The organism is Novosphingobium sp. BL-S-24 (assembly GCF_055521575.1).
Map to the genome: position 1 here is coordinate 1,999,032 of NZ_CM145488.1, position 19,958 is coordinate 2,018,989.

Genomic DNA, 19,958 nt, shown 5'->3' on the forward strand with positions numbered 1-19,958 from the left:
TCTGGATCAGGGGGCAGAAATCGGGCGAGCTTCGATGATGACGAATGCCTGCGCCCAGGGATGATCGTCAGTCAGTGTCAGGTGAACAACGGCTTGGTGCCCGTCCGGGATCATCGTGTCGAGCCGCGCCTTTGCGCCTCCCGTCAATGCCAGGGTCGGAGCGCCGGACGGAGCGTTGACGACGCCGATGTCCTTCATGAACACACCGGCCTTGAATCCGGTGCCGACCGCTTTCGAAAAAGCCTCTTTCGCGGCGAATCGCTTTGCCAGCGTCCCGGCGATGGTGTGCGGGCGGCGAGCAGCCTTTGCCTTTTCGACATCGGTAAATACGCGATTGAGAAAGCGGTCGCCAAAGCGGTCCAGAGACTGCTGGATCCGCTCTATATTGCACAAGTCCGATCCGAGGCCGATGATCATCGGCGGGTTCTCGGCCCGGAAACGGTGGGCAACAGGTCCATCAGCGTACCTCGTCCATCAGCAGGCGCATCCGCTTCACGCTGGTTTCCAGCCCGCAGAAGATCGCTTCGCCGATGAGGTAGTGTCCGATGTTCAGTTCCGCCAGTTGCGGAATCGCGGCAATCGGCTGCACGTTCTCATACGTCAGCCCATGGCCAGCGTGCGGCTCGATGCCGTTTTTGGCCGCAAGCGCCGCCATATCGACGATTCGCCGCAGTTCGATGGCCACCTGCTCTCCATGAGCGTGCGCGTATTCGCCGGTATGGAATTCGACGACCGGCGCGCCCAGCTTCATCGCCGCTTCGATCTGACGCGGCTCCGGCGCGATGAACAGGCTGACCCTGATGCCCGCATCCGAGAGCCGGGCAACGATCGGAGCCAGGCGGTTGTGCTGTCCCGCCGCGTCCAGCCCACCTTCCGTCGTGCGTTCTTCCCGTCGTTCCGGGACGATGCACGCGGCATGCGGGAGGTGGCGCAGGGCGATCTCCAGCATTTCATCGGTGGCCGCCATCTCAAGATTGATTGGCAATCCAGTCGCATCCGCCACGCGCTGAAGATCTTCGTCGCGGATATGGCGGCGGTCTTCGCGCAAGTGCACCGTAATGCCGTCACCCCCCGCTTGCGCCACGATCTGCGCCGCGCGTGCCGGGTCCGGGTGCTCGCCCCCCCTCGCGTTGCGGATCGTCGCAACGTGGTCGATGTTGACGCCAAGGCGAAGGCGCGCGGGGCTGTGGACGTTCATCGGGCCATCCTGATCAGTGGCGTGTCATCAGTGCGAGAGTTCAAGCCTGAGCCCGGCTGCCGGGCTTCACGGCGGGGCTGGCGGCGAGATCGGGGGGCACGTCGTCCGGCGCATAGGTCGGGAAATTAAGCGCCAGCAGCGGGAAGAACGGCACGCCCAGATCGACCGATCCGGCTGAGCGATCGACAAGCGAGGCCGCCGCGATCACCTGGCCGCCCGCTTCCTCGATCGCGCGGATGGCTTCCCGGCTCGACAGGCCGGTCGTCACCACGTCCTCGACCATAAGCACCTTATCTCCGCGTTCGAGCGCGAATCCGCGCCGCAGTTCGAACGTACCGGTCGGCCGCTCTACGAACATTGCATCGACCTGCAGGGCGCGGCCCATTTCCTGACCAATGATGACGCCGCCCATCGCGGGGGATACAACCTTGGTGATCTGGCGACGGACGTCGTGCGGCAACCGGGCGGCCAGGGCCACTGCCAGTCGCGCGGCGCGGTCCGGGTTCATGAGCACGCGGGCGCATTGCAGGTAGTGGGCGCTGTGCCGTCCGGATGACAACAGAAAGTGCCCTTCCAGCAAAGCCTTGCTTGCACGGAACTCGGCCAGGACCTCTTCTTCGAGCATTACGGACGTACCTTCTGGTGTGAATTTTCAAGCCTTCCGCAGGGCTATGCCAGGCCTTGCGTCAAAAATTCCCCTAGAGGCGCTTGAGACACGCGGCAAGCGCGCGTATACGCCCCCGCAAAGGGGGGCAGATGCCTCCATAACAGGGGTGCGCGCGAGACGGACTTAACCGGCTGCGCGTTCGAAGGAAGTGGAAGCGCAAAGAACCATGACATTCGGCAAAACCATTCATGGCCTGGGGCGTATGGCAGGGGGCCTTGGGCTTTCCGCCGTTGCGGCCCTGGCCGCCGCTGTTCCGGCTTTTGCGCAAGACGCACCTGCCGCCCCGTCGCCGATCGCCACCGGCGCGGCGGAAGGAGCCGCCATGGCTTCCGGCGCGGGCAGCTACACCCCGATGAAGCCTGTGGAAGGCATCGGGATGCCGATTGACGGCGCCTATGGCCTCCAACAGCAATTCTCCAAGCTCGGCGAATACGGTGCATGGATCCATGACGGCATTCTGATGCCGATCATCACCCTGATCTGTATCCTGGTGCTGGTGCTGCTGGTGATTATCGCTGTCCGCTTCAATCGCCGCCGCAACCCGGTCGCGTCGAAGACCAGCCACAACACCCTGCTCGAAGTGGTGTGGACACTGGTGCCGGTGCTGATCCTGATCGGCATCGCGGTCCCGTCGATCGATCTCATCGCCAAGCAGTACAAGCCGGCTCCGGAAGGCGCGTTGACCATCAAGGTCACCGGCAACCAGTGGTTCTGGACTTACGGCTACCCGGACAACGGCGATTTCGAAGTCATTTCGAACATGCTGAACATCCCCGGCTCGCCGACGATCAACAACGGCGTGCGTGAAGTCGGCTCGCGCCCTTGGGATGGTCCTTCGCACCTTGAAGTGGATAACCGCATGGTGGTCCCGGTGGGAGAACCGATCCGCCTGCAGATCACGGCGGCTGACGTCATCCACTCGTTCGCCATTCCGTCGCTCTGGTTCAAGCTCGACGCCGTTCCCGGCCGCATCAACGAGAAGGTTCTCGTGATCGAAAAGCCGGGCGTTTACTACGGCCAGTGTTCGGAACTGTGCGGCGCCAAGCATGGCTACATGCCGATTGCGGTCGAAGCGCTGCCCCGCGCTCAATACAATGCCTGGGTCCTGACCCACGCCGGTGGCGAAATCGATACCGGCAAGAAGAAACCGGCGGCGGCTGCCGCAGAGCCTGCTGCTCCCGCAGCGGATGCTTCATCGGTGCCCGGCCCAGAGGCCGAAGCCACCGCCGAAGCTGAATAACAGAAAAATTCCAGGACAGGGTCCAGACCATGGCAACCACTGCTGATCACTTCCAGGCTCACGGCGATGGGCACGGACACGACCACGATCATGACCACAAGCCGGCTTTCTTTGCCCGCTGGTTCATGTCCACCAACCACAAGGACATCGGCACGATGTACCTGATCTTCGCGATCATCGCGGGGATTGTGGGTGGCGCGTTCTCGGGCATGATGCGTATCGAACTCAACGAGCCGGGCATCCAGTATCTGGACACGTTCGCTCGCTGGTTCGGCGCGGTGAATCCCGATTTCAACTCGACGCTCCACACCTGGAACGTCCTGATCACCGCCCATGGCCTGATCATGGTATTCTTCATGGTCATGCCCGCCATCATCGGTGGCTTCGGCAACTGGTTCGTGCCGCTCATGATCGGGGCGCCCGACATGGCGTTCCCGCGCATGAACAACATCTCGTTCTGGCTGACCGTGTTCGGCTTCATCTCGCTGCTCTGCTCGGCCTTCGTGCCAGGCGGCACGGGCAACGGTGCGGGTACGGGCTGGACCGTCTACGCCCCGCTCTCGACCAGCGGATCGCCTGGACCGGCTGTCGACTTCGGCATTTTCTCGCTTCACCTTGCGGGCGCCGGCTCGATCATGGGTGCGATCAACTTCATCACCACCATCCTGAACATGCGCGCGCCGGGCATGACCCTGCACAAGATGCCGCTGTTCGTCTGGTCGGTGCTGGTCACGGCATTCCTGCTGCTGCTGGCGCTGCCGGTTCTGGCCGCTGCGATCACCATGCTGCTGACCGACCGTAACTTCGGCACGACGTTCTTCGATGCGTCGGGCGGCGGCGATCCGATCCTGTACCAGCACTTGTTCTGGTTCTTCGGCCACCCCGAAGTGTACATCATGATTCTGCCGGGCTTCGGCATCATTTCGCAGATCGTGTCGACCTTCTCGCGCAAGCCCGTGTTCGGTTACCTCGGCATGGCCTACGCCATGGTCGCGATCGGCGTGGTCGGATTCATCGTGTGGGCTCACCACATGTATGCGACCGGCCTGTCGGTGAACACCAAGATGTACTTCACCGCCGCAACGATGGTGATCGCGGTGCCGACCGGCATCAAGATCTTCTCGTGGATCGCCACGATGTGGGGCGGTTCGGTCGAGTTCAAGTCGCCGATGGTATGGGCGCTCGGCTTCATCTTCCTGTTCACCGTGGGCGGCGTAACCGGTGTGGTTCTGGCCAACGGCGGCGTCGATGACGTGATGCACGACACCTACTACGTCGTGGCTCACTTCCACTACGTTCTGTCGCTGGGTGCGGTCACCGCGCTGTTTGCCGGGTTCTATTACTGGTTCCCCAAGATGAGCGGCAAGATGCATTCGGAACTGCTGGCGCATGTCCACTTCTGGGTGTTCTTCATCGGCGTGAACATGATCTTCTTCCCGATGCACTTCCTCGGCCTGCAGGGCATGCCGCGTCGTTATCCCGACTATGCGGAAGCCTATGCACACTGGAACCACGTCGCCACGATTGGCTACATGGTGATGGCCGCAAGCATGGTCGTGTGGTTCATCAACATCATCTACGCCTACGCTGCCGGCAAGAAGGCCGTAGACAACTACTGGGGCGAAGGCGCCACGACGCTGGAGTGGACGCTGTCCAGCCCGCCGCCGTTCCACCAGTTCGAGACGCTTCCGGTTATCGAGGAAACGGCTCACCACTGATCTGCTTCGGCCTTCGGGCCAGGCATCAAGCACCGATCCAGGGCCACTCCCTAAAGAGCAGCCCTGGATCGTTTGCATTCAGGGCCTTCGCCTGGACGTTTGCCCAAGCCCCTCGCTTTGAGGGCGCAGGCAGGTATATGATCGAATGACAATGACGATTCCCAACCCGGTGTCCGCAGGCACCGCCGCCCCGCTTCCGGCCGACTGGCGCGACTTGTTCGCCCTGACGAAGCCGCGCGTGATGAGCCTGGTCATCTTCACCGGGCTGTGCGGACTGCTGGCCGCGCCGGTGAGCATCCATCCCGTGCTCGGCTTCACTGCGATCCTGTGCATCGCCATGGGTGCGGGAGGGGCGGCCGCCCTGAACCAGTGGTGGGAAGCGGATCTGGACGCGGGAATGAAGCGCACCGCGCAGCGTCCGATCCCGCAAGGTCGTCTGGATCGAACCACGGCGCGCGATTTCGCCGGCGTCCTGTGCGCCGCGTCGGTATTCCTGATGGGGTTCGCCATAAGCTGGCTCGCCGCCGCGATCCTGGCGGTGTCGATCGTCTATTACGCGGTCGTCTATACGATGTGGCTGAAACCCCGGACGCCTCAGAACATCGTGATCGGCGGGGGAGCCGGGGCCTTTCCGCCGTTGATCGGCTGGGTCGCGGCCACGGGCGAGGTCTCGCTCATGCCGGTGGTCCTGTTCGCTATCATCTTCTTCTGGACCCCCCCTCATTTCTGGGCGCTCGCGCTGTTCGTGAAGACCGACTACGCGAAAGTCGGCATTCCGATGATGCCGGTGGTGGCTGGCGAACGCTCCACTCGCCGCCAGATCCTGGCCTACTCGGTGCTGCTGCTGCCGTTGAGCGCGCTGCCGTGGTGGCTGCCCGAACAGCACACCGGTGCGATTTACGGCGTATCCGCCCTGGTTCTTTCGTCGGCATTTCTCGCGCTCGCGGTGCGGGTCGGCTTGCGGGAGCGCAGCGGCCCCGATGATGCGATGAAGCCGGAAAAACAGCTGTTTGCGTATTCGGTAATTTATCTTTTCGCACTCTTCGCGGCGCTTGTTGCCGACCGTTTCATCGCCGTCTGATCGGAAACATGCAGATGACACAGCCTCGAGACCAGCAGACCGCCGCTCAGATTCGCCGCAGCCGCAATCGCGTGCTGGGGCTTGGTCTGGCAGCGTTCGTGATTCTGCTTTTCTTCATCTCGATCGCCAAGATGAGCTGAATTGATGGCAGGGACAGCTTCGGAACATCGGCCTGCACGGCTTAAGCGCAATCGCAAGACGGCGTTGATCGCGTCCGGTGCAGCGCTCGGCATGTTGGCGCTGGGCTTTGCATCTGTGCCGCTCTACCGCATCTTTTGTGCCGCCACCGGCTTCGGTGGAACGACAATGCGGGTGGACGAGGCGCAGGCAGCCACCGTTAAGGATAGTGGACGGACGATCTCCATCCGCTTCGATGCCAACCTCGAGCGCGGCATGCCGTGGCAGTTCAAGCCCCTGCAACGGACCGACACAGTCTCAATCGGTGCGCGAGACATGGCTGTGTTCTGGGCGAAAAATACGTCTGACAAGACAGTGGTCGGCACTGCAAGCTTTAACGTGGAGCCTGAGCAGGCCGCTCGGTATTTCAACAAGATCCAGTGTTTCTGTTTCACAGAGCAGACGTTGAAGCCGGGTGAGGAAGTGCGCATGCCAGTGCTTTACTACGTCGATCCGGAGATCCTGAACGATCCGGACAACAAGGACGTGGAACAGATCACTCTCAGCTACACTTTCCACGTGACCGCCACCAGCGACGCAAAGACACTGGACCGAACCCGAACTGGCGGTTAAGGCCGGCTCGGGAACCGTCCGCGGCAAAGGCATGCTGGTCGTGGGCGACAGACAAATTCGATAAACGGGGACGAAGGCACCATGGCCGGTACCAAGCACCATGACTACCACATCCTTCCGCCGGACATCGCGCCTCTCGCGACGACCGTCGGTGCCTTTACCTTCACCTCGGGCATGGTCCTGTTCATGCACGATATGCCGGGCGGCAAGTTCGTTCCATGGCTGGGCATGGCGCTGCTGCTCGCATCGATGTTCATGTGGTTCTCGAAGATCGTGAACGAAGCGCACGCGGGTGATCATACGCCGGTGGTGCAGCTGCATCAGCGTTACGGCATGATCCTGTTCATCGCTTCGGAAGTGATGTTCTTCGTCGGCTGGTTCTGGGCATTCTTCGACTTTTCGCTGTTCCCGTCCGAACTTGCGGAAACGGTCGGCGGACAATGGCCGCCCAAGGCGATCGAAGCGGTCATGGATCCGTTCGCGCTGCCGCTGCTGAACACGCTTATCCTGCTGTGTTCGGGCACGACGGTAACCTGGGCGCACCATGCGCTGATCCACGGCGACCGTGATGGGCTGAAGAAGGGTCTTTGGGCGACGATCGCGCTGGGTGTCCTCTTCTCGTTCATTCAGGCTTATGAGTACATCCACGCGCCGTTCGGCTTTGGTGGAAACACCTATGGCTCTGCGTTCTACATGGCGACCGGGTTCCACGGCTTCCACGTGATCGTCGGCACGATCATGCTGATCGTGTGTCAGGTCCGCGCCTACAAGGGTGACTTTACCCCTCGCCAGCACTTCGGTTTCGAAGCAGCTGCCTGGTACTGGCACTTCGTGGACGTCGTGTGGCTGTTCCTGTTCGTGGCCGTCTACATCTGGGGTGGCTGGGGCTATCCCACCCACTGATCCGGTTCATAGCTGATTTCAAAGGGGCAGTCGGCGCGTGTCGGCTGCCCCTTTGCATTCCACCCGCCAAGGATGATCGATGCGCCGCCTTCCTGTCTTTGCCACGATCGTTGTCCTCGCGGCGGTGGCCCTCATGATCGCGCTCGGGCTTTGGCAATTGGGCCGCCTTCACGAGAAAGAAGCGCTGATCGCGCATTATACCGCGGCCAAGGGAAACGGTGAGGTCATCCAGTGGACGTCGAAAGGTGTGGGAGAGGACATGCTGTACCGCCGCGCCGTGCTCGATTGCCAATCCGTCTCGAACCGTAGCGGCATGGCCGGGCGCAACGCGGCGGACCAGGCGGGAGTGGCGCAGACCGTCCAGTGCGGATTGGCAGGCGGTGGTTCTGCGCGTGTCGTGCTGGGCTGGTCACTGCAACCGCTGGTGAAGCCGGACTGGAATGGCGGGCTCGTCACAGGCGTGATTGCTCCCGGCCCTCGTCTGGTCGCCGATCCGCCGCTGGAAGGGTTGCAGGCCAACGCTCTGCCCGACCCGCAGGACCTCCCGAACAACCATCTGTCCTATGCGATTCAGTGGTTTCTGTTCGCATTGACTGCGCTCGTCATTTATCTTCTGGCGCTCCGGCGGCGGACTTAGGCGCTTAGCATTGGCCCCCGGAAGGCCATGATCACCCCGCCCCACACACCTGCCGCAGGCGGTGATTGCAACGACAGGCTTTTCATTTCGGCGTGCGGTCGCTAACCGCGCTTTCCCATGGACTATATCAGCACCCGTGGCAGCGCTCCGGCGCTCGATTTCGAAGGCGCAACGCTTGCCGGCCTGGCATCGGACGGCGGGCTGTACGTTCCGCGCGAATGGCCGCGCTTCTCAGAGGCCGAAATTGCGGAAATGGCGGGCCTGCCATACGCAGAATTGGCCGCTAGGATCATGGCCCCGTTCGTCGCCGGCAGCCTGACCGAAGAACGGCTGCTGGAACTGACGACGCAGGCCTATGGCCGCTTTGCGCATAGCGCGGTAACGCCGCTGAAGCAGCTGGACGGGCAGCAGTGGGTGCTGGAGCTTTTTCATGGTCCGACGCTGGCGTTCAAGGACGTGGCGCTGCAGCTTCTGGGCCTGCTGTTCGAGGAGTTCCTCGGCCGCTCCGATCGGAACCTGACCATTGTCGGCGCTACCTCGGGCGATACCGGATCGGCGGCGATCGATGCCGTGGCAGGCCGCGCCAAGGTCGACATCTTCATGCTGCATCCCAAGGGCCGGGTTTCGGACGTGCAGCGCCGCCAGATGACCACCGTACTGGCGCCCAACGTCCACAACATCGCGCTGGAAAACGCCAATTTCGACGACGCACAGGCCATCGTGAAGCGGGTGTTCAACGATCAGGGGATGACCGACCGCTTCGCCATCGGGGCGGTCAATTCGATCAACTGGGCGCGGTTGATGGCGCAGGTGGTCTATTACTTCGCCGCCGCGCTGCAACTGGGCGCTCCGCATCGCAAGGTCGCGTTCTCCGTGCCGACAGGCAATTTCGGCGACGTGTTCGCTGGCTATGTCGCGGCGCAGATGGGCTTGCCGATTGAGAAGCTGATCGTCGCCACCAACGTCAACGATATCCTGCATCGCGCACTGGCCGATGGCGACTATTCTCAGGGCGCGGTGACGCCAACCGCTGCGCCGTCGATGGACATTCAGGTATCGTCGAATTTCGAGCGCCTGCTGTTCGATCTGGGCGGACGCGATGGGGTCGCGCTGGCGCAGCAGATGGCCGGGTTCGAAGCGACCAGGGCGATGCAGCTGACCAATGCCCAGCGCGAAGGCGCCGCCGCTCTGTTTTCGTCGGCCCGCGCCGATGCCGACGCGATGGCATCGACCATCCGCTGGGCGTGGGAGCATACGGGTGAACTGGTCGATCCGCACACGGCATGCGGGCTGTATGCAGCGCGCACGGCGGGCATCGCCGCATCGGTTCCGGTCGTGACGCTGGCCACTGCCCATCCTGCCAAGTTCCCGGAAGCGGTCGAACGCGCAACCGGGCAGCGCCCCGTCCTGCCCAGCCGCGTGGGCGATCTGTTCGAGCGTGAGGAAAAGTGTGAGACGCTGCCCGGCACGTTCGAGGCAGTGACCCAGTTCGTGGCGCAACACGCCAGCCCGAAAGTCTGATGGCGACGCTGACCACTCAACCGCAGCTTCTCGTCGGCGACGGGTGGGCGGACTATGGCCTCGTCGATTCGGGGCACGGTCGCAAGCTGGAGCGATACGGCGATTATCGCTTCGTGCGCCCGGAACCGCAGGCGATGTGGAACCCGCGCCAGAACGACGGCGAGTGGGACGCCCATGGCGAGTTCGTCCCCGGTTCGGATGAGGACGGCGGCGGTCGCTGGCAGTTCGACAAGGCCGTACCGCGCGATGGCTGGCCGCTGGCGTGGAACGAGGTAAGCTTCACCGCGCAGTGCACGCCGTTTCGCCACCTCGGCTTTTTCCCCGACATGGCCCCCGTGTGGGACTGGATGCGCGGGATGCTCGATGGGCGGGACGATGCCAGCACGCTCAACCTGTTCGGATATACCGGGGTCGGCACGCTGGCGCTGTCCGCGCACGGTCCGGTCACGCATGTGGACGCATCCAAGAAGTCGGTTGCTCAGGCGCGGGAAAATGCCGCGCTCGCCGGCCTCGAATCGCGCCCGGTGCGCTGGATGATCGACGACGCCGCCAAATTCGCCGCGCGCGAGGTGCGCCGGGAAAAGCGCTATGACGGGATCATCCTCGATCCTCCCAAATTCGGGCGCGGTCCCAATGGCGAAACCTGGCGTTTGGAGGAGCATCTTCCGGCGCTTCTGGCCGATTGCCGGCGCTTGCTGGATGACCAGAGCCGGTTCCTGTTTCTGACGGTCTATGCGGTGCGCATGTCGTCGCTGGCGCTGGCCGGGCTGATGGATGGCCTGTTCGCCGACTTGCCGGGGGCGATCGAGCACGGTGACCTTGCCGTGCGCGAAGACGGGGAGGGCAGGCTGCTGCCCACCGCGATATTCGCGCGTTGGTCGAATCCCGGCTAAGGGCGCGCCATGGCCGATTCGCTCATCCTTGAAGTCGCCGATTTCGAACAGGACGTCCTGACGGGCATCTATTCGGAAGAGACCGGCAAACCCCAGCCTTTGCGGTTCACCATTATCGTGAGGCTGAAGCCTGCGGATCATTATTCGCCCGACACGCCATTGTCGGAGAGCAAGAACTACATGGACCTCAAGTTCGCCGCTTCCGATGGATTGCCGCGCGATGTTCATTTCAAGCTGATCGAAGCGGTGGCCGACCATGTCTGCGAAACGCTGTTCTTGCAGGACGATCGGGTGGAAGCGGTGTCCGTCAAGATCGTCAAGCTGGCCCTGACCGAAGTGAACGAGCGGATCGGCATGACGCTCACCCGCGAACGCCGCTGATGGCATGAGCGAACTCCTGCACATCGGCCCGTTGAGCGACGATGCGCTGGAAGCCGCCGCCGATTTCCACGCCCGAGTGCTGCCGTCCGTCGAAGCGACGCTGCTGGCGGGGGCGGACCCGTTGACGCTGGTGTTCCTGCCCGCAGACCATGCCCATCGGGGATGGCGCCTTGCCGCCGTACAGGCACTGGCGCGCCGTTTCGTCCCATCGCGAATCAACGCGGTCGAGAGCGACGACCCGCAGGCGACCAGCGCAACGGCGCGCTACCTTGCCCGGGCGGGGGGCGTGACCGGACAATTGCTGCCGCTGGATGGAACCGGCGCGGCGGAGATGCTATATCCCTCTGAATGACCGCTCCCGCGCCTCTCGTAGATAGTTTCCAGCGCAGGATTACATACCTGCGCCTGTCGGTGACGGATCGCTGCGATTTGCGCTGCGCCTATTGCATGCCGGAGCGGATGACTTTCCTGCCGCGCAAGGAAGTGCTCACGCTGGACGAGATGCATGACCTTGCATTGGGCTTCATCGCACGGGGCATCACGCGTATCCGGCTGACGGGGGGTGAACCGCTGGTTCGCCGCGACATGATTGATCTGGTCCGCGCCCTCGGGCGGCGGATCGGCGCGGACGATGGGCATGGGCGACTCGAGGAACTCACCCTCACCACCAATGGTACGCGCCTTGCGGAGTTTGCGCAGGACCTGCGCGACGCCGGGGTGCGGCGCATCAATGTCTCGCTCGACACCCTCGACAGGGAAAAGTTCGCCGCGCTGACACGCCGCGACTCGTTGCCACAGGTCATGGCAGGTCTGGCGGCGGCCAAGGCGGCGGGTCTGAAGGTAAAGCTCAACACCGTTGCGCTGAAGGGCATCAACGAGGGCGAAATCGGCGATCTGGTGGCCTGGGCGCACGGGCAGGGCTTTGACGCCACGTTGATCGAAGTAATGCCGTTGGGGGAGGTCGAAGGTGATCGGCTGGATCATTACCTTCCACTCAGCGCCGTTCAGGATGCTCTGGCGGCGCGGTGGACGCTGTCAGCCAGCGGCCATCGCACCGGCGGCCCGGCCCGATACTGGGACGTCGCGGAAACCGGCGGACGGCTTGGCCTCATCACCCCGCTCACCAACAACTTCTGCGAAGGGTGCAACCGCATCCGGGTGACCGCCACCGGACAGTTGTTCGCGTGCCTGGGCGGCACTGAAAACGTCGATCTGCGGGCGGCCATCCGTTCCGACGATCCCGCCACAGCGCTCCACGAGGCGCTGGACGTGGCCATGAAGATCAAGCCCGCCCGGCACCATTTCGCCATCGATACGCGAGGGGCCGCGCCCGCCTTGCCTCGTCATATGTCGATGACCGGGGGCTGAGGATGGCGGTCAAGCTGGTGTTTCTGGGCCGGCTCGCCGAGCTGGCGGGAACGAGCGAGTCTTCGATCACTGCTGCCGGACCGCTGGGCTGGAAAGCTTTGATGTCGCAACTGGCGAGAGGTGGATCGCCGGAACTCGCTCACGCCGTCGCGGAAGATCGCGTGCGAGTGGCAGTGAACGGTGCGCTCGTTACGGACAAAACCACCCTGACCGCGAACGAAGGCGATGAAGTCGCGTTCCTGCCGCCTGTGTCTGGTGGCTGACATGGCGGACGTGCGCCTCCTCACCGCCGCTTTCGATCCAGCGGCGGAACTGCGCGATTTCGTGGCTGTCCATCAGGCGGCAGGGGGGATTGTCAGCTTCCTCGGGCAGGTGCGCGATGGTGATGGCGTGGAGGCGCTGGAACTCACCCACTACGAACCGTTGACGTTGCCCGCCATGAAAGACCTCGCCACCAAGGTTGAGGCGCGCTGGAATCTGGAAGGATTGCTGATCATCCACCGGTCGGGCGTGATGCGGCCGGGCGAGCCGATCGTGTTCGTCGCGGCGGCATCGCGACACCGGCGCGATGCGTTCGCCGCCGCCGACTTCGCGATGGATCACCTCAAAAGCGAATCGTGGTTTTGGAAACGCGAGCAGGTGGGCGGTGAGTGGCGCTGGATCGAACCGCGCGAGCAGGACTTTCAGGATATCGGCCGCTGGGCCTGATCGTCAGTTCCGCAAGCGTGAGGACAGCTCGGTCAGAACCTTGTCCTGCGCATCCGTCATAGCCGATACCTTGGTTCGCGCGTCGGCAATGGCGTTGGCGCTCGGCGATTCCTGACCGGGCGCCGCATCGCGCGCATCGGCATACAGCACATCCAGTTCGGCCAGGGCGCCCATCCCGCTCGATCGCGCGGATTCCAGTCGTGCCAGTTCGACGGTGGCCGTGCTCCACGAATCGGAAGAGCGATCGCCCGCTGCGGAGACCGATCGGCGCGCGGTGGGAAGGATCGACTGGAACTGCCGGTCGGCCGCCTGCGCCACATCGACAATCCCGGCGAGCCTGGTCACCAGACTTGCGCTGGCGGGCGGCAGGGCGGGAATGACGGGTCCGGTATCGCCTGCCGTTGGCGCAGCCGATCCGCTGACCCTTTCCACATCGCGCAGGGCGAGCGAGGGATACGCGCCGGACGTGGAGCAGGCGGCGATGCCCAAGGGCAGGGCGATGGCGAGGAAACGGACTTTCGCGCGGGTCATGAGGCTGCCATAGCATGGTCGCGCCGCAGCGGGAGGGACTTTCGTCGCTTCCCGCCCGGTATCGAACCGTGGCCCGGCCAGTCATGGTTGACACGAATCGGTGCATACACTAACGGCACCCTCTCTTTCCGGCACCCCGCGCCAAGCGGGTCGGTCGGCGCGTCGCCCGAAAGGCTCACGATCCCCTCAGGATCAGGGCAGCCGGGACAAGTTCAGTTTCGGCTCGTTTCGGGCACATTGATATTAGGTAAGGGCACCATGTTCGCAGTTGTGCGCACGGGCGGCAAGCAATACCGGGTTGCCGCCGGAGACAAGATCGCGGTCGAGAAGCTGGCTGGTGAAGCCGGTGACAAGATCAACCTGGGTGACATTCTCCTTGCCGGCAAGGACGGCGAAGTCGCCGACGTCGCGAACGTGACGGTCGCTGCCGAGATCATCGCGCAGGCCAAGAGCGAGAAGGTCGTGGTGTTCAAGAAGCGCCGCCGTCACAACTATCGTCGCAAGAACGGCCACCGCCAGCAGATGACCCTGCTGCGCATCGTGTCCGTCGGCTGACCCAGATTTTCGGAGTAACCAGCAATGGCACATAAGAAAGCAGGCGGTTCGTCGCGTAACGGTCGCGACTCCGCTGGCCGCCGTCTCGGCGTAAAGAAGTTCGGCGGTCAGGAAGTGATCGGCGGCAACATCATTATCCGCCAGCGCGGCACCCGCGTATATCCCGGCGTGAACGTCGGTATCGGCAAGGATCACACCCTGTTCGCGCTGGCCGAAGGCCGTGTGCGTTTCCATGACGGCAAACAGGGCCGCAAGTACGTGTCGGTGGACGCGGCTCTCGCGGAAGCAGCCGAGTAATCGGATGACCGATACATGGGTCATCCTGACGGGATGGCCCCCGCCACGCCTCCAGAAGGCGCGGTAGAAAGAGGGAGAGGGCCATCAGCCCGTCTCCCTTTTTTCGTTTCTCCCTCGAAGCGCCCTGCCTGCCATGGTTCATGGTTTCGGCTGCATTGCGTCGCGCGATGCGAACCCGATCCTTCTTCCACGCAGGCGTAATTGCATTGTCACGCCCGCCGGTTACGCGGCGGCGGTGCTGGAGAGACGAAGATGTTCATTCGCAGCGAACGGCTGTTTCTGCGCCCGGCCTGGGCAGAAGATTGGCACGACCTTGTCGAGGCCATCGCCGAAGGAGCGATCCCGGGCGACGGCGGCAATTCGCCGCTGCTTCTCGCCGCCGAACACGCACGGCACTATCTGGCGCCCGAGCAGACGCCATTCCTGCCCCGCCTGTTGATCACGCTTCCCGGTCCGTCGGGAGCCCTAATCATTGGCGGCTGTGAACTGGTGCTTATCGACGGGGAGGCACACGCGTTCTGCTGCATCCGGCCAAGCTACCGGGGGCAGGGATTTGCGCGCGAGGCTGCGTACGCGATCAAGCAGATCGCCCGCTCCCTTGGCCATCCCCATGTCGGCGATTTTGGCGATGGCGAACCGGCTCTCCCACGCGCCGCGTGAGCACCGATTCGCGGCGTACCAGGGCCTAAGTATGGTTACCTTACGGCCGTTTACCGTTGGCTAACCCTAATCCTGCCAGAAACTTGACCGGTTAACGCCACCACACCATTTCAAAACGCGTGCATTTCTTCATCTCGGCGTGCATGCTTCCCCAAGATAATCGACGGAGAACCGCGCCATGTTCGTCCGCACGGAGAGATTGTTTCTGAGGCCCGCCTGGCCCGAAGACATTGACGACCTCGTCAGTGTGCTTCGTGATGGAGAGCGTCATGGGGAAAGCACGACCCCGCTCCTGCCCACGGCTGCTGAGGTCAGCGCCTGTTTGAGAAAGCCCCGCAATCCGCGTCTTCCCTATTTCTTCACGTATCTCAGGACACCGGGCGGCCCGCAACTGGTGGGCAGCATCGGGCTGACGGAACGTGATGGTGAGGTCGAAGTGGACTATTGGACTGCGGTTCGTCATCGCGGCAGGGGGTTTGCTGCCGAAGCGCTGAAGGCGGTTCTCGCCCAGGCCAGGATAATCGGCCATCGTCGGGTGATCGCCAACGATCCTGCGGACGGGACGCCTTCCCAGCACGCGCTGCAAGAGGCCGGCTTTCGCGACACGGGCGAGGTCCGGTCCCGCTACAGCGTAGCGCGGGCCATGGAGTACGCGGTCCGCGTTTATGTGGCTGAGTTCGAGCGTCGGACGGGGGTTCCCTCACGCTCGGATCGGGGATCGGCAGGAATGGCGACGAGCTAGGACTGGGTCGCCATTCGCGCGGTCAGCCAGGACGGGATAGCCTCGGGCGCTATGTCTTCCACGCGAAGATGGTCCACCGCGAAGCCGAGCTCCGGGTAGGCGATCCGCTGGCGCTGCGGGTTGGATTGTTCGAGCGGGCCGACGATCAGCCGCCGGTTGACTTTGGCTCGCCAGTTCATCCGCGCGGTGTTTTCTTGACCGACGTAGCAGCCCTTGTTGAAGCTTACGCCGTTTAACTCCGCGGCGTTCGCTTCGAGCCACAGGGTTTCGCCATCGCCCAACTCCGCGCGGCCCTCGGTCACGCCCAGCGACAGGCGGTGCTTGAGCCATGCGGCGTCCGCGCCCCGTTCGTCTTCGTCTGGATCGGTGGGATCGATGCTGGCGATCCAGCGCTCGCCCAGCGCCGGCAGGCGCGGGTCCGGCGCAGCGCCGTCACCCAGATGGGGCCGCCAATGAACCGCCATGTGTTCTTCGCGAACAATGTCGATCGCCTTGCGCAGGCGATACATCGACAGGCGTTTGATGAGCGCGTCGGCTGCCGACTCCTCGCAGTCCAGCAGCAATCCGTTGCCGGCGGGCCACACGATGAAATCGAACAGCGCCTTGCCTTGCGGCGTCAACAATCCGGCCCAGACCGGAAGCGTTCGGGCGACGTCGTTCGTCACCAGACCCTGCAGGAAATCAACGACGTTCTCGCCTGAATCGGCGCGGGGGGAAAGCCGGATAAGGGCGCGGTCGAACAGGCGGGTGGCGGTCATTCAACGTAGATGGCAGTTGACCGGCACCGGCTCAAGAGCCTGCCGGGCAATTCGCCAGTCGCTCGCGCATTTCATCAAGAACCCAGACGGCTGCGGGGCCGGGCGGGGTATCACGGCGCCACAGTGCGACGAGCGAATAGTCGATCACCGGACGCTCGGGCAGATGCAGTTCGACGAGCGCGCCAGACTGGAGGTCGGCGATCACGGCATGGCGCGGCATGGACCCCCAGCCGATCCCTTCCCGCAGCAAATCGTGCTTTGCGCCCAGATCGGCGAGGCGCCAGGAACGGGGGCTGAAGACGGAAAAGTCACGCCCCTCCGTCAACGGAGAGCGGTCGGTCAGCACCAGCTGCAGGTGTCGGCGGGCCTCACCGGGGGCGATTCGTTCGGCGCGTGCCAACGGGTGATCCGGCGCGGCGACGGCGACCAGCTTGACCGAGCCGATGATCTCCCGCTCGATCTCGGGCAGATCCATGATGTCGGGCCCGGCGATGGCAAGCGTCGCCCGGCCATCGAGCACCAGCGCTGCTACGGCGCCCAGCGCTTCGACATGGAGGCGGAGGGAAACGGTCGGAAACCGGCTCTGGAAATCGCGCAGGAGCGGGGCCAGTACGTTTCCCGGCACCATCACATCGACGGCAAACGACAGTTCGGCTTCGAGGCCCTGACGCAGGCTGCGCACTTTGGCAAGGAGCGCATCCACATCGTCCGAAATCGCATGAGCTTCCGACAGGAGCGCCCTGCCGGCTTCGGTCAATTGCGGGCGGCGCGATCCTTCCCGGTCGAACAGGCGCATGTCCAGCTGGCTTTCCAGCTGGGCGATCGCATAGCTGACCACCGAAATGGCGCGCCCCATCTTGCGCGCGGCGCCATTGAAGCTGCCTTCCTCCACGACGGCGAGGAAGGATCGCAAGTGATCCAGGCTTGGCGGGACGATACTAACCATTCAACTTTTCCGATAATCTCGGTCGATTTTATCGCAATTATCCGATTGTCACGCAATCGCTATTACGGCTCTCAACAGACCTTTCCAGGTCGCCCATCTTCTGGAGAGCATCATGATTGAACTGCGTACTTTCGATAGCCTAGGCGCGGCCAACCACGGCTGGCTCGATGCCCATCACCACTTTTCGTTCGCCGATTATCACGATCCTGCGCGCACCAACTGGGGACGCCTGCGGGTCTGGAATGACGACACCATCGCCGCGCAAAAAGGATTTCCGCCGCACTCGCACCGGGACATGGAGATCATCACCTACGTCCGCACCGGCGCGATCACGCACCGCGACAGCCTGGGCAACACCGGGCGGACCGAAGCCGGTGACGTTCAGGTCATGAGCGCCGGGACAGGGGTCCAGCACTCCGAATACAATCTGGAGGACGAGGACACGACCCTGTTCCAGATCTGGATCATCCCGGACCAGCGCGGCGGTGAGCCGAACTGGGGAGCACGCCCTTTTCCCAAGGGCGATCGCAACGGCCGGTTCGTCACCCTCGCCAGCGGAATGGCCGGTGACGACGATGCGCTGCCGATCAACGCCGATGCCCGCGTCCTTGGGGCGACGGTCAAGGCTGGGGATACGGTGACGTACCAGACCGAAGCATCGCGTCATGCCTATCTGGTCGCGGCGAAGGGTCGGATCCGGGTGGATGATGTTGAAGCCAATGCGCGAGACGGTCTGGCGATCACCGGCCTCTCCGCCATTTCGGTGACCGCGCTTGAAGATGCCGAACTTGTGTTGGTAGACGCCGCCTGAACCGAGCGCTGCCGAAATATGCTGTGATCTAAACAAAGGAACGATGAAATGACCGGACGGATTGCCCACCCCAAGATCGAAAAGCTGATCATCGATCGCTGGAGCCCCCGCGCGTTCGATGGCAGCGACATCCCGCAGGATGATCTGGATGCCATTCTGGAAGCCGCCGGGTGGGCGCCGTCCGCCTATAACGTCCAGCCCTGGACGTTCCTCTACGCCCGGAAGGGTGACGCCAACTGGGACCTGTTCCTGGATCAGCTGGTGGACTTCAACAAGGGCTGGGCAAAGGAAGCGTCGGCGCTGGTGTTCGTCGTGTCCGACAAGTTCATGCGCTCCGACAAGGGCAATTCGGACAATCACAGCCACAGCTTCGATTCGGGCGCAGCCTGGGCCTTGGCCGCGCTGCAGGCACAGGCCCTTGGCTATCACACCCATGGGATGACCGGCCTGAAGTTCGGTGAAGCCGAAACGGCCCTGGGCATTCCCGACGACTATCGCCTGGAAGCCGCTTTCGTGATCGGCAAGCAGGGCGACAAGGCTTCCCTGCCTGACTTCCTTCAGGAACGCGAAGTCGCTGCCGGTCGCAAGCCGCTGGGCGAGTTCGCCAAGGCTGGCAAGTTCGCCTGAGCAACCAGAAACGAGGTATGGCGGCCCGGCAGTTCCCCAAAGGAACTGTCGGGTTTCCGTTTCCGATGCGTCCGCGCTTGCGATTGGTGACTGCCGCGGTCCTACAAACCCGAAATTCCGGCCTCGTCGCGATCGGGAAATTGCGCCATAGGGCGCCCGATTCCGTAAGACATGAGGACGGACAGGTTTGCCGCAGGTTTCCCGGATAGCGACGCTGCACGGTCACTGGCGAACGCACGCCATGGGCCATCTGGGCTGGGCGCGCGGTGCTTTGGGGGCAGGACTGGGAATCGCCTTTGCGGGGATACTCACTCTCCTTTCGCTCAAGCTGCTGCCGCCGGGCGGGGCGACGGGATTGCCCTTTCTGGTGGCCCCGCTCGGCGCATCCGCCGTTCTGGTTTTCTGCGTTCCCGCCAGTCCCCTGGCGCAGCCCTGGTCGGTGATCGGCGGCGATCTTCTTTCGGCGGCGGTCGGCCTGGCCTTTGGGCACCTGACGGGTGATCCCTGGATCGCGGGGAGCCTTGCCGTGGGCGGCGCGATCGCGGTCATGTCGCTTGCGCGCTGTTTGCATCCGCCTGGCGGCGCCTGCGCGCTCCTCTGCGCGCTGGGTGCTACCGGGGATGTGCCCTGGAGTTGGGTCTGGATGGCGCCGATCGCCGTCAATGTCCTGCTGCTGTGCGCCTTTGGCTGGCTGTACAATAACCTTACCGGCCATCCATGGCCGCACCGGCCCCCTCGCGTGCCTCCGGCGCCAGTTGTTCAGGATCAGCCCCGCTATACGCGCGAAGACATCGCCGCCGTGCTGGACGAGTGGAACGAGGTTCTCGACGTCGACATCGATGATCTGGACGCCTTCGTTCAGGCGCTCTTGCGTCGTGGCGAACGGGGCGGTGAGCGGGTCCGCTGACCTTGCAAGCGGGGGCGGTGACGACTAGGTCGGCCTGATGGCGCTGGCATGGTGCCCTC

General features: G+C 63.5%; 27 protein-coding genes. 21 read left to right on the forward strand and 6 right to left on the reverse strand.

The window, feature by feature from the left end; genetic code table 11:
• Positions 1-6: 6 nt before the first annotated feature.
• Genes acpS through pyrE form a run of 3 tightly spaced genes read right to left on the reverse strand, consistent with a single transcriptional unit; the run spans position 7 to position 1,823 of the window.
• Positions 7-417: a holo-ACP synthase gene (gene acpS / locus ACZ1JM_RS14870; protein ID WP_465133148.1), complete on the reverse strand. Its 411-nt coding sequence runs from the start codon at positions 415-417 to the stop codon at positions 7-9.
• Between the two features lie 40 nt (positions 418-457).
• Positions 458-1,198 (reverse strand): pyridoxine 5'-phosphate synthase, encoded by a 741-nt coding sequence (locus ACZ1JM_RS14875; protein ID WP_465133149.1) that lies wholly within the window; start codon positions 1,196-1,198, stop codon positions 458-460.
• Positions 1,199-1,238: 40 nt separating this feature from the next.
• A complete protein-coding gene (gene pyrE, locus ACZ1JM_RS14880; protein ID WP_465133150.1) occupies positions 1,239-1,823 on the reverse strand; it encodes an orotate phosphoribosyltransferase in 585 nt (194 codons plus the stop codon).
• A 208-nt stretch (positions 1,824-2,031) separates the two neighbouring features.
• Between pyrE and coxB the strand changes: the two genes are divergently transcribed.
• The 14 genes from coxB to ACZ1JM_RS14950 all read left to right on the forward strand — a co-directional run bounded on the left by coxB (position 2,032) and on the right by ACZ1JM_RS14950 (position 13,065).
• Positions 2,032-3,105 carry a cytochrome c oxidase subunit II gene (gene coxB / locus ACZ1JM_RS14885; RefSeq protein WP_465133151.1) on the forward strand — a complete coding sequence of 358 codons (1,074 nt, stop codon included), beginning with the start codon at positions 2,032-2,034 and terminating at the stop codon, positions 3,103-3,105.
• Between the two features lie 29 nt (positions 3,106-3,134).
• Positions 3,135-4,823 carry a cytochrome c oxidase subunit I gene (ctaD, locus tag ACZ1JM_RS14890; RefSeq protein ID WP_465133152.1) on the forward strand — a complete coding sequence of 563 codons (1,689 nt, stop codon included), beginning with the start codon at positions 3,135-3,137 and terminating at the stop codon, positions 4,821-4,823.
• Positions 4,824-4,974: 151 nt separating this feature from the next.
• Positions 4,975-5,904, forward strand: coding sequence for a heme o synthase (locus ACZ1JM_RS14895; RefSeq protein ID WP_465133153.1), 930 nt, complete (start codon positions 4,975-4,977; stop codon positions 5,902-5,904).
• Positions 5,905-5,918: 14 nt separating this feature from the next.
• Positions 5,919-6,044: a hypothetical protein gene (locus ACZ1JM_RS14900; RefSeq protein ID WP_465133154.1), complete on the forward strand. Its 126-nt coding sequence runs from the start codon at positions 5,919-5,921 to the stop codon at positions 6,042-6,044.
• Positions 6,045-6,048: 4 nt separating this feature from the next.
• Positions 6,049-6,654: a cytochrome c oxidase assembly protein gene (locus ACZ1JM_RS14905; RefSeq protein WP_465133155.1), complete on the forward strand. Its 606-nt coding sequence runs from the start codon at positions 6,049-6,051 to the stop codon at positions 6,652-6,654.
• 81 nt (positions 6,655-6,735) lie between these two features.
• The gene (locus ACZ1JM_RS14910) at positions 6,736-7,557 is read left to right on the forward strand and encodes a cytochrome c oxidase subunit 3 (protein ID WP_465133156.1); all 822 of its coding nucleotides are present in this window, start codon (positions 6,736-6,738) and stop codon (positions 7,555-7,557) included.
• Positions 7,558-7,636: 79 nt separating this feature from the next.
• A complete protein-coding gene (locus ACZ1JM_RS14915; RefSeq protein ID WP_465133157.1) occupies positions 7,637-8,194 on the forward strand; it encodes an SURF1 family cytochrome oxidase biogenesis protein in 558 nt (185 codons plus the stop codon).
• Between the two features lie 117 nt (positions 8,195-8,311).
• Positions 8,312-9,715 (forward strand): threonine synthase, encoded by a 1,404-nt coding sequence (gene thrC, locus ACZ1JM_RS14920; RefSeq protein WP_465133158.1) that lies wholly within the window; start codon positions 8,312-8,314, stop codon positions 9,713-9,715.
• Positions 9,715-10,608: a class I SAM-dependent rRNA methyltransferase gene (locus ACZ1JM_RS14925; protein WP_465133159.1), complete on the forward strand. Its 894-nt coding sequence runs from the start codon at positions 9,715-9,717 to the stop codon at positions 10,606-10,608. The genes thrC and ACZ1JM_RS14925 overlap by 1 nt, the downstream gene beginning before the upstream one ends.
• A 9-nt stretch (positions 10,609-10,617) precedes the next feature.
• A complete protein-coding gene (locus ACZ1JM_RS14930) occupies positions 10,618-10,989 on the forward strand; it encodes a dihydroneopterin aldolase (RefSeq protein WP_465133160.1) in 372 nt (123 codons plus the stop codon).
• Positions 10,990-10,993: 4 nt separating this feature from the next.
• Entirely contained in the window at positions 10,994-11,341 is a 348-nt protein-coding gene (locus ACZ1JM_RS14935) for a Rossmann fold domain-containing protein (protein ID WP_465133161.1), read from the forward strand.
• Positions 11,338-12,357: a GTP 3',8-cyclase MoaA gene (gene moaA, locus ACZ1JM_RS14940; protein WP_465133162.1), complete on the forward strand. Its 1,020-nt coding sequence runs from the start codon at positions 11,338-11,340 to the stop codon at positions 12,355-12,357. Before ACZ1JM_RS14935 ends, moaA begins: the two co-directional genes overlap by 4 nt.
• 2 nt (positions 12,358-12,359) lie before the next feature.
• A complete protein-coding gene (locus ACZ1JM_RS14945; protein WP_465133163.1) occupies positions 12,360-12,620 on the forward strand; it encodes a MoaD/ThiS family protein in 261 nt (86 codons plus the stop codon).
• Between the two features lies 1 nt (position 12,621).
• The gene (locus ACZ1JM_RS14950) at positions 12,622-13,065 is read left to right on the forward strand and encodes a molybdenum cofactor biosynthesis protein MoaE (protein WP_465135090.1); all 444 of its coding nucleotides are present in this window, start codon (positions 12,622-12,624) and stop codon (positions 13,063-13,065) included.
• 3 nt (positions 13,066-13,068) lie between these two features.
• Here ACZ1JM_RS14950 and ACZ1JM_RS14955 read toward each other — a convergent pair whose 3' ends face one another.
• Positions 13,069-13,596: a hypothetical protein gene (locus tag ACZ1JM_RS14955; protein WP_465133164.1), complete on the reverse strand. Its 528-nt coding sequence runs from the start codon at positions 13,594-13,596 to the stop codon at positions 13,069-13,071.
• A 258-nt stretch (positions 13,597-13,854) separates the two neighbouring features.
• Here ACZ1JM_RS14955 and rplU point away from each other — a divergent pair, with 258 nt between their 5' ends.
• The 4 genes from rplU (at position 13,855) to ACZ1JM_RS14975 (ending at position 15,850) form a co-directional block, all read left to right on the forward strand.
• Positions 13,855-14,151, forward strand: coding sequence for a 50S ribosomal protein L21 (rplU, locus tag ACZ1JM_RS14960; protein ID WP_465133165.1), 297 nt, complete (start codon positions 13,855-13,857; stop codon positions 14,149-14,151).
• A gap of 24 nt (positions 14,152-14,175) precedes the next feature.
• On the forward strand, positions 14,176-14,448 hold the full coding sequence (gene rpmA / locus ACZ1JM_RS14965; RefSeq protein ID WP_465133166.1) for a 50S ribosomal protein L27: 273 nt from the start codon (positions 14,176-14,178) through the stop codon (positions 14,446-14,448).
• A 252-nt stretch (positions 14,449-14,700) separates the two neighbouring features.
• The gene (locus ACZ1JM_RS14970; protein ID WP_465133167.1) at positions 14,701-15,108 is read left to right on the forward strand and encodes a GNAT family N-acetyltransferase; all 408 of its coding nucleotides are present in this window, start codon (positions 14,701-14,703) and stop codon (positions 15,106-15,108) included.
• Between the two features lie 178 nt (positions 15,109-15,286).
• The gene (locus tag ACZ1JM_RS14975) at positions 15,287-15,850 is read left to right on the forward strand and encodes a GNAT family N-acetyltransferase (protein ID WP_465133168.1); all 564 of its coding nucleotides are present in this window, start codon (positions 15,287-15,289) and stop codon (positions 15,848-15,850) included.
• Here the strand turns inward: ACZ1JM_RS14975 and ygfZ are convergent.
• Positions 15,847-16,608, reverse strand: a complete 762-nt coding sequence (gene ygfZ, locus ACZ1JM_RS14980; RefSeq protein WP_465133169.1) for a CAF17-like 4Fe-4S cluster assembly/insertion protein YgfZ — start codon at positions 16,606-16,608, stop codon at positions 15,847-15,849. The two genes, ACZ1JM_RS14975 and ygfZ, sit on opposite strands and share 4 nt — an antisense overlap.
• 31 nt (positions 16,609-16,639) lie before the next feature.
• Positions 16,640-17,554 carry a LysR family transcriptional regulator gene (locus ACZ1JM_RS14985; protein ID WP_465133170.1) on the reverse strand — a complete coding sequence of 305 codons (915 nt, stop codon included), beginning with the start codon at positions 17,552-17,554 and terminating at the stop codon, positions 16,640-16,642.
• A 112-nt stretch (positions 17,555-17,666) separates the two neighbouring features.
• Here ACZ1JM_RS14985 and ACZ1JM_RS14990 point away from each other — a divergent pair, with 112 nt between their 5' ends.
• The 3 genes from ACZ1JM_RS14990 (at position 17,667) to ACZ1JM_RS15000 (ending at position 19,899) form a co-directional block, all read left to right on the forward strand.
• Entirely contained in the window at positions 17,667-18,365 is a 699-nt protein-coding gene (locus tag ACZ1JM_RS14990; protein ID WP_465133171.1) for a pirin family protein, read from the forward strand.
• Between the two features lie 48 nt (positions 18,366-18,413).
• Positions 18,414-18,992 (forward strand): nitroreductase family protein, encoded by a 579-nt coding sequence (locus ACZ1JM_RS14995; RefSeq protein WP_465133172.1) that lies wholly within the window; start codon positions 18,414-18,416, stop codon positions 18,990-18,992.
• A gap of 187 nt (positions 18,993-19,179) precedes the next feature.
• Positions 19,180-19,899 (forward strand): HPP family protein, encoded by a 720-nt coding sequence (locus ACZ1JM_RS15000; protein ID WP_465133173.1) that lies wholly within the window; start codon positions 19,180-19,182, stop codon positions 19,897-19,899.
• The last annotated feature ends 59 nt before the right edge of the window (positions 19,900-19,958 follow it).